8 protein-coding genes and 1 tRNA gene are annotated in these 13,320 nt (G+C 70.7%); all 9 read left to right on the top strand.

The features are described from left to right. A partial coding sequence (gene dnaA, locus GXW83_RS00005; protein ID WP_182440830.1) for a chromosomal replication initiator protein DnaA occupies nt 1–1,872 on the top strand: 1,872 nt, incomplete at its 5' end. A gap of 956 nt (nt 1,873–2,828) precedes the next feature. Next, the gene (dnaN, locus tag GXW83_RS00010) at nt 2,829–3,959 is read left to right on the top strand and encodes a DNA polymerase III subunit beta (protein WP_182440831.1); all 1,131 of its coding nucleotides are present in this window, start codon (nt 2,829–2,831) and stop codon (nt 3,957–3,959) included. Between the two features lie 241 nt (nt 3,960–4,200). Continuing rightward, complete coding sequence (gene gnd / locus GXW83_RS00015; protein WP_182440832.1) at nt 4,201–5,076, top strand: phosphogluconate dehydrogenase (NAD(+)-dependent, decarboxylating); 876 nt, start codon at nt 4,201–4,203, stop codon at nt 5,074–5,076. An 84-nt stretch (nt 5,077–5,160) separates the two neighbouring features. Next, nucleotides 5,161–6,291 (top strand): DNA replication/repair protein RecF, encoded by a 1,131-nt coding sequence (gene recF, locus GXW83_RS00020; RefSeq protein WP_182440833.1) that lies wholly within the window; start codon nt 5,161–5,163, stop codon nt 6,289–6,291. Nucleotides 6,292–6,355: 64 nt separating this feature from the next. Continuing rightward, nucleotides 6,356–6,976 carry a DUF721 domain-containing protein gene (locus tag GXW83_RS00025; protein ID WP_370466512.1) on the top strand — a complete coding sequence of 207 codons (621 nt, stop codon included), beginning with the start codon at nt 6,356–6,358 and terminating at the stop codon, nt 6,974–6,976. A 248-nt stretch (nt 6,977–7,224) separates the two neighbouring features. Further along, nucleotides 7,225–9,315: a DNA topoisomerase (ATP-hydrolyzing) subunit B gene (gene gyrB / locus GXW83_RS00030; RefSeq protein WP_370466513.1), complete on the top strand. Its 2,091-nt coding sequence runs from the start codon at nt 7,225–7,227 to the stop codon at nt 9,313–9,315. Nucleotides 9,316–9,415: 100 nt separating this feature from the next. Next, on the top strand, nt 9,416–12,046 hold the full coding sequence (gyrA, locus tag GXW83_RS00035; RefSeq protein WP_225447396.1) for a DNA gyrase subunit A: 2,631 nt from the start codon (nt 9,416–9,418) through the stop codon (nt 12,044–12,046). A gap of 213 nt (nt 12,047–12,259) precedes the next feature. After that, nucleotides 12,260–12,943, top strand: coding sequence for a DUF3566 domain-containing protein (locus GXW83_RS00040; protein ID WP_182440835.1), 684 nt, complete (start codon nt 12,260–12,262; stop codon nt 12,941–12,943). Between the two features lie 176 nt (nt 12,944–13,119). Further along, nucleotides 13,120–13,193: transfer RNA gene (locus GXW83_RS00045), tRNA-Ile, on the top strand. The last annotated feature ends 127 nt before the right edge of the window (nt 13,194–13,320 follow it).

Consider the following 13,320-nt stretch of genomic DNA (forward strand, 5'->3'; position numbering starts at 1 on the left):
ATGGACCGCAAGTGGCTGGAGCGCACCGCTCCCATGGGTCTGATGCACGACACCGCGCTACTGGCCGCCCCCAACGAGATGGCCAAGGCCAAGCTCGAAGGACATCTTCTCCCGAAGATCACCGAGGCCCTGAGCCAGCAGTACGGGCGCTCGATCCGGATCGCGGTGATCGTCGACGCCAACGCGGCCTCGCTGATCCCGCCGCCGGCCTCCTCCGCACCCGCAGAGCCCGAGCGCGCTCCCGAGCGCCAGGGCGAGCGGCTCGGAGAGCGGCTGGGAGAGCGCTTGGGCGAGCGCCACGGGGAGCGCCAGGGGGAGCGCCAGGGCGAGCGGCCGATCGACCGCGAGTACCCCTACCAGCCGCAGCACCGCGAGTACCCGCCCGCGCCCCCGCAGCAGCAGCCGGGATACGGCTACGACTACGAGAACCGCGGCGGCGGCTACCCGGACCGCGGCGGCTATTACGGCGGCGGCCCCGGCTATCCCAGTGCCTTTCCCGGCCGCGCCCCGCACAGCCAGGACGACGAGTGGCCCCCGGCCGCGCCCGCGCCGCAGCCCCGCCCCTGGGAGCAGCGCGACCAGCACCGCCCCGACCAGCACCGCCCGGACCAGCACCAGGACCTGCAACGGCAGGACCTGCAGCGCCAGGACCACGCGCGCCCCGAGCACCAGCCGACGGAGGACCGCGCCGACCACCTGCCGGCCGTGCGCCCCGACGGCGCTCCGGCCGAGCGCTCCGCCGGTGACGGCCCGCTGCCCGCCAACCTGCCGCCGCACATGCCGGTGCACCGGCCCGGCGGTGGTTCGAGCAACAGCTCGGGGCTGGCCCGGCCGGACGAGCCGGCGGCCCGGCTGAACCCGAAGTACCTCTTCGAGACCTTCGTCATCGGCTCCAGCAACCGCTTCGCGCACGCGGCGGCGGTGGCCGTCGCCGAGGCGCCCGCGAAGGCGTACAACCCGCTGTTCATCTACGGCGAGTCCGGGCTCGGCAAGACCCACCTGCTGCACGCGATCGGCCACTACGCCAGGAGCCTGTACCCCGGCACCCGGGTGCGCTACGTCAGCTCGGAGGAGTTCACCAACGAGTTCATCAACTCGATCCGGGACGACAAGGGCGACGGCTTCCGGCAGCGCTACCGGGACATGGACATCCTGCTGGTCGACGACATCCAGTTCCTGCAGAGCAAGGAGTCGACGCAGGAGGAGTTCTTCCACACCTTCAACACCCTGCACAACGCCAACAAGCAGATCGTGATCTCCTCCGACCGGCCGCCCAAGCAGCTGGTGACGCTGGAGGACCGGCTCCGCAACCGCTTCGAGTGGGGGCTGACCACCGACGTCCAGCCGCCTGAGCTGGAGACCCGGATCGCCATCCTGCGCAAGAAGGCGATCCAGGAGCAACTCAACGCCCCGCCCGAGGTGTTGGAGTTCATCGCGTCCCGGATCTCGCGCAACATCCGCGAGTTGGAGGGTGCGCTGATCCGGGTGACGGCCTTCGCCAGCCTCAACCGGGCTCCGGTCGACCTGCAGTTGGCGGAGATCGTGCTGAAGGATCTGGTGCCCGGCGGCGAGGAGGCCGGGCCGGAGATCACCGCGACCGTCATCATGCAGCAGACGGCGGCGTACTTCGGCCTGAGCGTGGACGACCTGTGCGGCTCCTCGCGCAGCCGGGTGCTGGTCACGGCGCGGCAGATCGCCATGTACCTGTGCCGGGAGCTGACCGACCTGTCCCTGCCCAAGATCGGCGCGCAGTTCGGCGGCCGGGACCACACCACGGTGATGCACGCCGACCGCAAGATCCGCACGATGATGGCCGAGCGGCGGTCCATCTACAACCAGGTGACCGAACTCACCAACCGCATCAAGAGCTGAGCACGCCGGGCCGAGGGGCCGCCGCGGGTGCCGGGACTGACCGTCCCGGCACCCGCTTTTTCGTGCCCGCCGGGGCCGGGCCGGGCCGCCGCAGCGCCGACAGCCGCCGACCGGGGCCCGTACGTCTGAGCAGCCCAATCGAACGGCGGGGGCGATCGGGGGCGATCGGGGCCGGTGTCCACAGCGGAGAGCACTTTTCCTCGTCCACACCCTGGGGAGAGCGGAGTTATCCCGAATCCCTCCACAGCGTCCGCCATCATGGTGGCGTCGGCCCAGCTCAGCTGCCTGTGTACTTGTGCGCAACGACTGTCCACAGGCTGTGGAGAACTGAGGGCCTGTCAACCCCGCGCCAGAGTTGTCCACGCGCCGTCCCCAGGAACAGGGCACTTGTCCCCAGGTTGTCCACAGTTCAGGGCCCGAATATCCCCAGTTCGGCAACATCGTTCTGCATTTCACCGGAGCGAGTGAAAGAGGCCACACAACGTTGCCGAAGGGGCTGGGGAGAACTGCCCCCAAATCTGGGGACGCAGGTGGGGATAACCTGGGGACAACTCAACTGCCCTGTGGGGGAAGCCTCCTGTGTCCACAGCAGACGTAGTTTCTCCACCGGTGGCGTCCCCAGGCAATGTGGACAAAAAACCGGCCCTGACCTGCTGAAAAGGGGGTTATCCACGGTATCCACAAGGCCTACTACTACTACTCCACGTATAGAGCTCGAGGATGATCGACAAGCAGGCGGGGGCCTGATCTGTGGATGACGCGAACCCGACGCGGGTTCGAAGCGTCTTCGCCCCATCAGCCTCGGCTGTCGGTGGAGTACGTCAGACTGTCTTCGGCAACAGGAGCAGTGCCCTGCCGATCGAGGTGGTTCACTGCACCCACAGCAAGAGTCCCCACCCTGGGGACGGTTCCAAACTGCGAATCCAACAGCAGCAGCACACAGGAGGCGGTTACCGGTGAAGTTCCGGGTCGAGCGTGACGTCCTCGCGGAGGCCGTGGCCTGGGCCGCGCGCAGCCTCCCGGCACGGCCTCCGGTGCCCGTGCTCGCCGGTCTGCTGATCGCGGCCGACGAGGGCAAGCTGAGCCTGTCCGGCTTCGACTACGAGGTCTCCGCGCGGGTCGAGACCGAGGCCGACATCGACGAGCCGGGCACGGTCCTGGTCTCCGGTCGCCTGCTGGCCGACATCTCCCGGTCGCTGCCCAACCGGCCGGTCGAGATCTCCACCGACGGGGTCCGGGTCATCGTGGTCTGCGGCAGCTCGCGGTTCACCCTGCCGACGCTGCCGGTGGACGAGTACCCGGCGCTGCCGCAGATGCCCACCGTCTCCGGCGCCGTCCCCGGCGACCTGTTCGCGGCCGCCGTGGTCCAGGTCGCCACCGCGGCCGGGCGGGACGACACGCTGCCGGTGCTGACCGGTGTCCGGGTCGAGATCGAGGGCGACCGGATCACCCTGGCCGCCACCGACCGCTACCGCTTCGCCGTCCGCGAGCTGCTGTGGAAGCCCGAGCAGGAGGGCCTGGCGGCGGTCGCCCTGGTGCCCGCCAAGACGCTGCTGGACACCGCCAAGTCGCTCAGCGCCGGCGACACCGTCTCCATCGCGCTGGCGGGCAGCGGCAAGGGCGAGGGCCTGATCGGCTTCGAGGGCGCGGGCCGCCGGACCACCACCCGGCTGCTGGAGGGCGAGTTCCCGAAGTTCCGGGCGCTGTTCCCGACCGAGTTCAACTCCGTCGCCACCATCGACACCCCGGCGTTCGTCGAGGCCGTCAAGCGCGTCTCGCTGGTCGCCGAGCGGAACACCCCGGTCCGGCTGAGCTTCGAGCAGGGCGTGCTCACCCTGGAGGCCGGCTCCGGCGACGACGCCCAGGCCACCGAGCGGGTGGACGCGGACCTGGAGGGCGACGACATCTCGATCGCCTTCAACCCGGCCTACCTGCTGGACGGCCTCTCCGCGATCGACTCCGCCGTCGCCCAGCTGAGCTTCACCACCTCCACCAAGCCGGCCCTGCTCAGCGGCAAGCCCTCGGCGGACGCGGAGGCGGACGAGGCGTACAAGTACTTGATCATGCCGGTGCGTTTGTCCGGCTGACAGAGGCTGGATCATGCCGGTGCGGTTGTCCGGCCCCCGCAGTCGGTGCGGTTGTCACGAACCGGCTGCGGAAGCCCCACGGCCGGGACGGCTGCCCTCGGGACGGTTGTCCGGCCCGGTTCGGGCAAGGCGTACCGCAGATGGGCCCTACGCCCGGTGGCTGCACAGCCCCGGGCGTAGGCTCGCCTCGTGGCGGCAACGGGGCCGCGCGCCGGTAGTCACCTCGAACGAAGGACGTGTGATGGAGCTCGGACTGATCGGTCTCGGCAAGATGGGCGGCAACATGCGCGAGCGCATTCGCCGCGCGGGCCACACCGTCGTCGGCTACGACCGCAATCCCGACCTGGCCGACGTGTCCAGCCTCAAGGACCTCGTCGGTGCGCTGCAGGCCCCTCGCGTCGTGTGGGTGATGGTTCCGGCCGGCGCCCCGACCCAGGCCACCATCGACGAGCTCGGCGAGCTGCTGGAACCCGGCGACGTGGTCGTGGACGGCGGCAACTCCCGCTGGACCGACGACGAGAAGCACGCGTCCGAGCTGAAGGCCAAGGGCATCGGCTTCGTCGACTGCGGCGTCTCCGGCGGCGTCTGGGGCCTGCAGAACGGCTACGCGCTGATGTACGGCGGCACGGACGAGGACATCGCCAAGGTCCAGCCGATCTTCGACGCGCTGAAGCCCGAGGGCGACGCCGGCTCGGTCCACGCGGGCAAGGTCGGCGCCGGGCACTTCGCCAAGATGGTCCACAACGGCATCGAGTACGCCATGATGCAGGCGTACGCCGAGGGCTGGGAGCTGCTGGAGGCGGTGGACTCGGTCACCGACGTCCGCGAGGTGTTCCGCTCCTGGCAGCAGGGCACGGTGATCCGCTCCTGGCTGCTGGACCTGGCCGTCAACGCGCTGGACGCCGACGAGCACCTGGACAAGCTCAAGGGCTTCGCCCAGGACTCCGGCGAGGGCCGCTGGACGGTCGAGGCCGCCATCGACCACGCCGTGCCGCTGCCCGCGATCACCGCCTCGCTGTTCGCCCGCTTCGCGTCCCGCCAGGACGACTCGCCGCAGATGAAGATGGTGGCCGCGCTGCGCAACCAGTTCGGCGGCCACGCGGTCGAGTCCAAGTAGTCCCCCGCGGTCCCCGCGCCGGGCGGGCCCGACCGGCGGGCGCACCGGAACAACTGACGAGAAGAAGGCTGACGAGTCCAGGGCATGCACGTCTCGCATCTGTCGCTGGCCGACTTCCGTTCCTACGCCCGGGTCGAGGTTCCCCTCGATCCGGGCGTCACCGCGTTCACCGGCCCCAACGGCCAGGGCAAGACCAACCTGGTCGAGGCCGTCGGCTACGTGGCCACCCTGGCCAGCCACCGGGTGTCCGGTGATGGCCCGCTGGTGCGGCTGGGCGCCGAGCGGGCGGTGATCCGCGCCGCCGTGGTCCGCGACCAGCGGTCCACCCTGGTGGAGCTGGAGCTGAACCCGGGCCGGGCCAACCGGGCCCGGATCAACCGCTCCGACAACGTCCGCGCGCGCGACGTGCTGGGCCTGCTGCGGACGGTGCTGTTCGCGCCCGAGGACCTGGCCCTGGTGAAGGGCGATCCGGGCGAGCGCCGGCGCTTCCTGGACGAGCTGCTGGTGGCCCGGGCGCCCCGGCTGGCCGGGGTCCGCCAGGACTACGAGCGGGTGCTGAAGCAGCGCAACGCCCTGCTGAAGACCGCCGCCATGGCCCGGCGCTCCAGCGGCCGGGTGGAGCTGTCCACGCTGGACGTGTGGGACGACCACCTCGCCCGGGCCGGCGCCGAGCTTCTGGCCTGCCGGCTCGACCTGGTGGCGGCGCTGCAGCCGCTGGTGCGCACCGCCTACGAGGAGCTGGCCCCCGGCGGCGGGCCGACGCTGCTGGAGTACCGCAGCTCCATCGGCGAGGACGCCGAGCTGGGCGGCGGCCGGGAGGGCCTGTACGGGGAGCTGCTGCGGGCCATGGGGGCCCTGCGCAAGCAGGAGCTGGAGCGGGGGATCACCCTGGTCGGCCCGCACCGCGACGAGCTGGGGCTGCGGCTGGGCGAGCTGCCCGCCAAGGGCTACGCCAGCCACGGGGAGTCCTGGTCGTTCGCGCTGGCGCTGCGGCTGGCCTCGTACGAGCTGCTGCGGGCGGACGGCGGCGAGCCGGTGCTGATCCTGGACGACGTCTTCGCCGAGCTGGACGCCCGCCGCCGGGAGCGGCTGGCGGAGCTGGTCGCCCCGGGTGAGCAGGTGCTGGTGACGGCGGCGGTGCCGGAGGACGTGCCGGAGTCGCTCAGCGGGGCCCGTTACTCCGTCACGAGCGGCGATGTGGTCCGAATCGCCTGAAGTCCGCGCTCGGGCCCGCGGGCTCGTACCCTTGCAAGCCCGAGCGGGGAGTGACGAGGCAGCTGTGAACGATTCGACCGATGCGGTGGGCGGTGGGCAGGTGCTGCCCGCGGCCGGTGAGGCCGGCCGGGCCGGCGGGGCGGGCGGTGTGCCCGGGCAGGCCGGGGCCGGTGCGGCGGACGAGCCGCGGCTGTCCGGGGTGGACCTGGCCCGGGTGGCGCTGCGCAACGCCAAGGAGCAGGCCCGGCTGCGCGGCGACAGCGTCCGGCAGAAGAAGGAGGCCCGGCGTACCGGGCTGCGCAGCGGGGCCCGGGCGGACGGCCGGGATCCGCAGCCGCTGGGTGCGGCCATCGGGCGGCTGCTGGCCGAGCGGGGCTGGGAGGCGCCGGCGGCGGTGGGCGGGGTGATGGGCCGCTGGCCGCAGATCGTCGGCCGGGACCTGGCCGCGCACTGCGAGCCGGAGGGCTACTCCGAGGAGGACCGGGTGCTGAGCGTGCGGTGCACCTCGACGGCCTGGGCGACGCAGATCCGGCTGATGGCGCCGGAGCTGGTGCGGCGGTTGAACCAGGAGCTGGGCCACGGCACGGTGCGGTTGATCAAGGTGCAGGGGCCGGGTGGTCCGCAGCGCAGTTACGGGCGGTTGCGGGCGCCCGGGAGCAAGGGTCCGGGGGACACCTGGGGGTGACCGAGCGGATCGGCTCCGTGCCCATGTGAGCCCATTACGCCCCCCAGGCGGGTGGTGGGATACATCCGGCCTGGTTTTTGTGCGGCACGGGGGAGCCCAGGGGCTTCCAAAGGCCCATGAGTGTCAGTCCTACCGGTAGACTGGAGGCTGAAACCGCCGCTTGCGGTGACTGAGTCGAGTGCCGAGGCCGCTCCGCTCCCTCCCACGGGGGACGGGGTCGGCCCGAGCTGTGCCAGAAAGGGCGCTTCGTGGCCGATTCCGGCGACCCCAGCCAGACCCCTGAAAACCTGTCCGCCGAGGCTGCCGCCGCAGTGACGTCTGCACCCGTGACCGAGGAGGTCGCCGAGGTCCTGGAGGTCCTCGCGCCCTCGTCCGGGTCGCTCTCGGAGAACAACGAGTCCTACGACGGCAGTGCGATCACGGTCCTCGAGGGCCTGGACGCGGTCCGCAAGCGCCCGGGCATGTACATCGGCTCGACCGGCGAGCGCGGTCTGCACCACCTGGTCTACGAGGTGGTGGACAACGCCGTCGACGAGGCCCTGGCCGGGCACGCGGACACCATCGGCGTGACCATCCTGAAGGACGGCGCGGTCCGGGTGACCGACAACGGCCGCGGCATCCCGGTGGACATCGTCCCGGGGCAGGGCAAGCCGGCCGTGGAGGTCGTGCTGACGGTGCTGCATGCGGGCGGCAAGTTCGGCGGCGGCGGCTACTCGGTCTCCGGCGGTCTGCACGGCGTCGGCGTCTCGGTGGTGAACGCGCTGTCCCAGCGGCTGTCGGTGGAGATCCGCCGCGACGGCCACCGCTGGACCCAGGACTACAAGCTGGGCGCGCCCACGGCCGAGCTGGAGCGGCACGAGGAGACGGCCGAGACCGGCACCGCGGTGACGTTCTGGGCCGACGGCGACATCTTCGAGACCACCGAGTACTCCTTCGACACGCTCTCCCGGCGGTTCCAGGAGATGGCGTTCCTCAACAAGGGCCTGACCATCGGCCTGACCGACGAGCGTCCGGACCACGTGGACGACGAGGGCAAGCCGTTCACGGTCACGTACCACTACGAGGGCGGCATCTCCGACTTCGTGACCTACCTGAACGCCCGCAAGGGCGACGTGATCCACCCGACCGTCATCGACTTCGAGGCCGAGGACAAGGGCCGGACGATCTCGGTCGAGGTCGCCATGCAGTGGAACTCGGCGTACAGCGAGGGCGTGTACTCGTTCGCCAACACCATCCACACGCATGAGGGCGGCACCCACGAGGAGGGCTTCCGCGCGGCGCTGACCGGGCTGATCAACCGCTACGCGCGGGAGAAGAAGCTGCTCCGGGAGAAGGACGAGAACCTCACCGGCGAGGACATCCGCGAGGGCCTGACCGCGATCATCAGCGTGAAGCTGGGCGAGCCGCAGTTCGAGGGCCAGACCAAGACCAAGCTGGGCAACACCGAGGCCAAGACCTTCGTGCAGAAGGTCGTGCACGAGCACCTGAACGACTGGCTGGACCGCAACCCGGTGGAGGCGGCGGACATCATCCGCAAGTCCATCACCGCGGCGACCGCCCGGGTGGCCGCCCGGAAGGTGCGCGACCTGACCCGTCGCAAGGGGCTGCTGGAGACGGCGTCGCTGCCGGGCAAGCTGTCGGACTGCCAGAGCAAGGACCCCTCCGAGTGCGAGATCTTCATCGTCGAGGGCGACTCGGCCGGCGGCTCGGCCAAGCAGGGGCGTGACCCGCGGGTGCAGGCGATCCTGCCGATCCGCGGCAAGATCCTGAACGTCGAGAAGGCGCGGATCGACAAGGTCCTGCAGAACGCCGAGGTCCAGGCGCTGATCTCGGCCTTCGGCACCGGCGTCCACGACGACTTCGACGCCTCCAAGCTGCGGTACCACAAGATCGTGCTGATGGCCGACGCCGACGTCGACGGCCACCACATCAACACGCTGCTGCTGACCCTGCTGTTCCGGTTCATGCGGCCGCTGATCGAGGGCGGCCACGTCTACCTGGCCCGCCCGCCGCTGTACAAGATCAAGTGGGGCCGGGACGACGTCCAGTACGTGTACTCCGACCCCGAGCGGGACGCGGTGATCGCGGCCGGGCGCGCGGCCGGCCGCAAGCTGCCCAAGGACGACGCGATCCAGCGCTTCAAGGGCCTCGGCGAGATGAACGCCGAGGAGCTGCGGGTGACCACCATGGACCAGGACCACCGGCTGCTGGGCCAGGTGACCCTCGAGGACGCCGCCCGCGCGGACGACCTGTTCTCGATCCTGATGGGCGAGGACGTCGAGGCCCGCCGCTCCTTCATCCAGCGCAACGCCAAGGACGTTCGCTTCCTGGACGTCTGACGGCCCGTAGGCGCCGTCCCGACCGTCCCTGGCAGCACGCACGAGAGGAAACTGACCCGCAGTGGTCGACGACGACAAGCCCACCGGGCCCGAGGGCGACCTGCCCGGCCTGCCCGAGGTGCCCGAGAGCAGCCTGCGCATCGAGCAGGTCGAGCTCGAGAGCGAGATGCAGCGCTCCTACCTCGACTACGCGATGAGCGTCATCGTGAGCCGGGCCCTGCCCGAGGTCCGCGACGGCCTCAAGCCCGTCCACCGGCGCGTGCTGTACGCGATGTACGACGGCGGCTACCGGCCGGAGAAGGGCTACTACAAGTGCGCCCGCGTCGTCGGCGACGTCATGGGCAACTACCACCCGCACGGTGACACGTCGATCTACGACACCGTGGTGCGGCTGGCGCAGCCCTGGTCGCTGCGGATGCCGCTGGTGGACGGCAACGGCAACTTCGGCTCGCCGGGCAACGACCCGGCGGCGGCCATGCGCTACACCGAGTGCAAGATGATGCCGCTGGCCATGGAGATGATGCGGGACATCGACGAGGAGACCGTCGATTTCTCGGCCAACTACGACGGCCGCTCGCAGGAGCCGGACGTCCTGCCGGCCCGCTTCCCCAACCTGCTGGTCAACGGCGCGACCGGGATCGCGGTCGGCATGGCGACCAACATCCCGCCGCACAACCTGCGCGAGGTGGCCTCGGGCGCGCTGTGGTACCTGAACAACCCGACTGCCTCCAACGAGGAGCTGCAGGAGGCCCTGATCGAGCGGATCAAGGGCCCGGACTTCCCGACCGGCGCGCTGATCGTGGGCCGCCGCGGCATCGAGGACGCGTACCGGACCGGACGCGGCTCGATCACCATGCGCGCGGTGGTCGAGGTGGAGGAGATCCAGGGCCGCCAGTGCCTGGTGATCACCGAGCTGCCGTACCAGGTGAACCCGGACAACCTGGCGCTGAAGATCGCCGACCTGGTCAAGGACGGCCGGGTGGGCGGCATCGCCGACGTCCGGGACGAGTCGTCCTCGCGGACCGGCCAGCGGCTGGTGGTGGTGCTCAAGCGGGACGCCGTCGCCAAGGTCGTGCTGAACAACCTGTACAAGCACACCGACCTGCAGACCAACTTCGGCGCCAACATGCTGGCCCTGGTCGACGGGGTGCCGCGGACGCTGGCGATCGACGCCTTCATCCGGCACTGGGTCAGCCACCAGGTCGACGTGATCGTCCGGCGGACCACCTTCCGGCTGCGCAAGGCCGAGGAGCGCGCGCACATCCTGCGCGGGCTGCTGAAGGCCCTGGACGCGATCGACGAGGTCATCGCCACCATCCGGCGCTCGCACACGGTCGAGGAGTCCCGGGCGGGCCTGATGGCGCTGCTGGAGATCGACGAGATCCAGGCCAACGCGATCCTGGAGATGCAGCTGCGCCGGCTGGCCGCGCTGGAGCACCAGAAGATCACCGCCGAGTACGACGACCTGATGGCGAAGATCAACGAGTACAACGCGATCCTGGCCTCGCCGGACCGTCAGCGCGCGATCATCGCCGAGGAGTTGGCGATCATCGTGGAGAAGTACGGCGACGACCGCCGGTCCACCCTCATCCCGTACGAGGGCGACATGTCGGTCGAGGACCTCATCGCCGAAGAGGACATCGTCGTCACCATCACCCGCGGCGGGTACGTCAAGCGCACCCGCAGCGACCTCTACCGCTCGCAGAAGCGCGGCGGCAAGGGGGTGCGCGGTGCGCAGCTGAAGCAGGACGACATCGTCGACCACTTCTTCGTGACCACCACGCACAACTGGATCCTCTTCTTCACCAACAAGGGCCGGGTGTACCGGGCCAAGGGCTACGAGCTGCCGGACGCCGGGCGCGACGCCCGCGGCCAGCACGTGGCCAACCTGCTGGCGTTCCAGCCGGGCGAGCACATCGCGCAGGTGATGGCGGTGCGCACCTACGAGGCGGCGCCGTACCTGGTGCTGGCGACCCGTGAGGGCCTGGTCAAGAAGACCCCGCTGAAGGACTACGACTCGCCCCGTTCGGGTGGTCTGATCGCCATCAACCTCCGGACCGACGAGGAGGGCCGCGACGACGAGCTGATCGGCGCGGAGCTGGTCTCGGCCGAGGACGACCTGCTGCTGGTGAGCAAGAAGGCCCAGGCGATCCGCTTCACCGCGACCGACGAGTCCATGCGCCCGATGAGCCGGGCCACCTCGGGTGTGAAGGGCATGAGTTTCCGCGACGGCGACGAACTGCTGTCGATGAACGTGATCCGGCCCGGGACGTACGTGTTCACCGCGACCGACGGCGGTTACGCCAAGCGCACCAAGGTGGACGAGTACCGGGTGCAGGGGCGCGGCGGGCTCGGCATCAAGGCAGCCAAGATCGTCGAAAACCGTGGCATCCTGGTCGGGGCGCTGGTTGTGGAGGAATCGGATGAAATCCTCGCAATCACTCTCGGCGGCGGAGTAATTCGCACCAGGGTTGTGGAGGTTCGTGAAACCAGCCGTGACACCATGGGCGTCCAACTGATCAACCTGGGTAAGCGGGACGCCGTCGTCGGCATCGCCCGCAATGCCGAGGGCGCGGGTGAGGACGAGTTGGACGAGAACGGTGAGGGCGAGCCCGGGGCCGCGGCGGAGGACGCCGTGGACGCGGGAGTCGCGGAGCCGGGTGCCGCTGACGCGGGTTCCGGGGCAGCAGACAATGGGGTCGAGGAACCGTCGGACGACACGTCCGAGTGATTCCGACGTACCCGCGCGTGGTCGGGCCGCCGCAGTCGGCGGCCCGACCGCTCGCTGTCATCGGCGGGCAGCGTCCGACAACACAATGACCAGGACTGACCGGTCCTGGTGGGGAACTCCGGGAGGACCAGGGTGAGTGGAGCCACGGGTGCCGCTGGCGGAAACGCCGCTGCGGGGCGGAAGGGCCCTGGGCCGAGCGCGCCCCAGGGCGGGATGGCCGGCGGTCAGCTGTCCGGGCACGACGCGGCGGCCACCGCGGTGAGGCCGTCGGTGGCGGGCGGCGGGACGGCGGCCGCGCGCCGCCGCCAGGCCGACCAGCAGGCGGGCCCCGGCGGTCAGCCGCAGACGCAGGCGATGAGCCCCGCCGCCCCGGCCGCGGCGCCGGCGGGCGGGCGCTCCGGGTACTCGACGCCGACGACGTACCAGAAGGGCCAGCCGACGCCCCCCGGCGGCACCCGGGTGCCGACCGGCTCCGGGCAGCCGGAGGCGGCCCCGCGTCCCGGTCCGGCCGCCCCGGCGTCCGGGCGCACCCGGCGGGCGCGGCTGCGGGTGACCCGGACCGACCCGTGGTCGGTGATGAAGATCAGCTTCCTGCTGTCGATCGCGCTGGGCGTGGTCACCATCGTCGGCGTGTCGCTGCTGTGGATGCTGCTGGACACGGCCGGGGTGTTCAGCTCGGTCGGCGGCACGCTGAAGCAGGCGACGGGCTCCGACAACAACGGCGGCTTCGACCTCCAGTCGTACCTGTCCTTCGGCAACGTGCTGATGACGACGGCGCTGATCGCGGTGATCGACGTGGTGCTGCTGACCGCGCTGGCGACGCTGGGCTCGTTCATCTACAACATGGCGGCCGGCATCTCCGGGGGCGTCGAACTGACGCTCTCCGAGGAGGACTGACCCGCTCCGCCCCGGACGCTCCCGGGCTGCCTCGGCCCGACCTGATGACCGTGTGGACCCCGCCCGCAGCGGGGTCCACTCGCGTTTGTGCACCTCCTGGCCCTGCCGGAGGGAACGGATTTGGGCGGAGCGGCATGGGTGCGCTAATCTTTCAACGCAGCGCAGGAGCGCAGCGCGGACCTATAGCTCAGACGGTTAGAGCGCTTCCCTGATAAGGAAGAGGCCGGAGGTTCAAGTCCTCCTAGGTCCACCGCAGCGGAACGGTCGATGGGAACATCCCATCGGCCGTTTCTGCGTTTCCGGGCCCGGCCGGGGCGCGGAAGGGGCCGCGGACGGGGTGGGTGCGGGCGGCGCGGACGGGCCTGGTGCGGCGCTGT

The organism is Streptacidiphilus sp. PB12-B1b (assembly GCF_014084125.1).
Lineage (GTDB): Bacteria > Actinomycetota > Actinomycetes > Streptomycetales > Streptomycetaceae > Streptacidiphilus.

Coding starts and splice junctions, on each gene's coding strand:
- recF (WP_182440833.1), top strand. CDS start 5,161: ATGCACGTCTCGCATCTGTCGCTGGCCGACTTCCGTTCCTACGCCCGG.
- GXW83_RS00040 (WP_182440835.1), top strand. CDS start 12,260: ATGGCCGGCGGTCAGCTGTCCGGGCACGACGCGGCGGCCACCGCGGTG.
- gnd (WP_182440832.1), top strand. CDS start 4,201: ATGGAGCTCGGACTGATCGGTCTCGGCAAGATGGGCGGCAACATGCGC.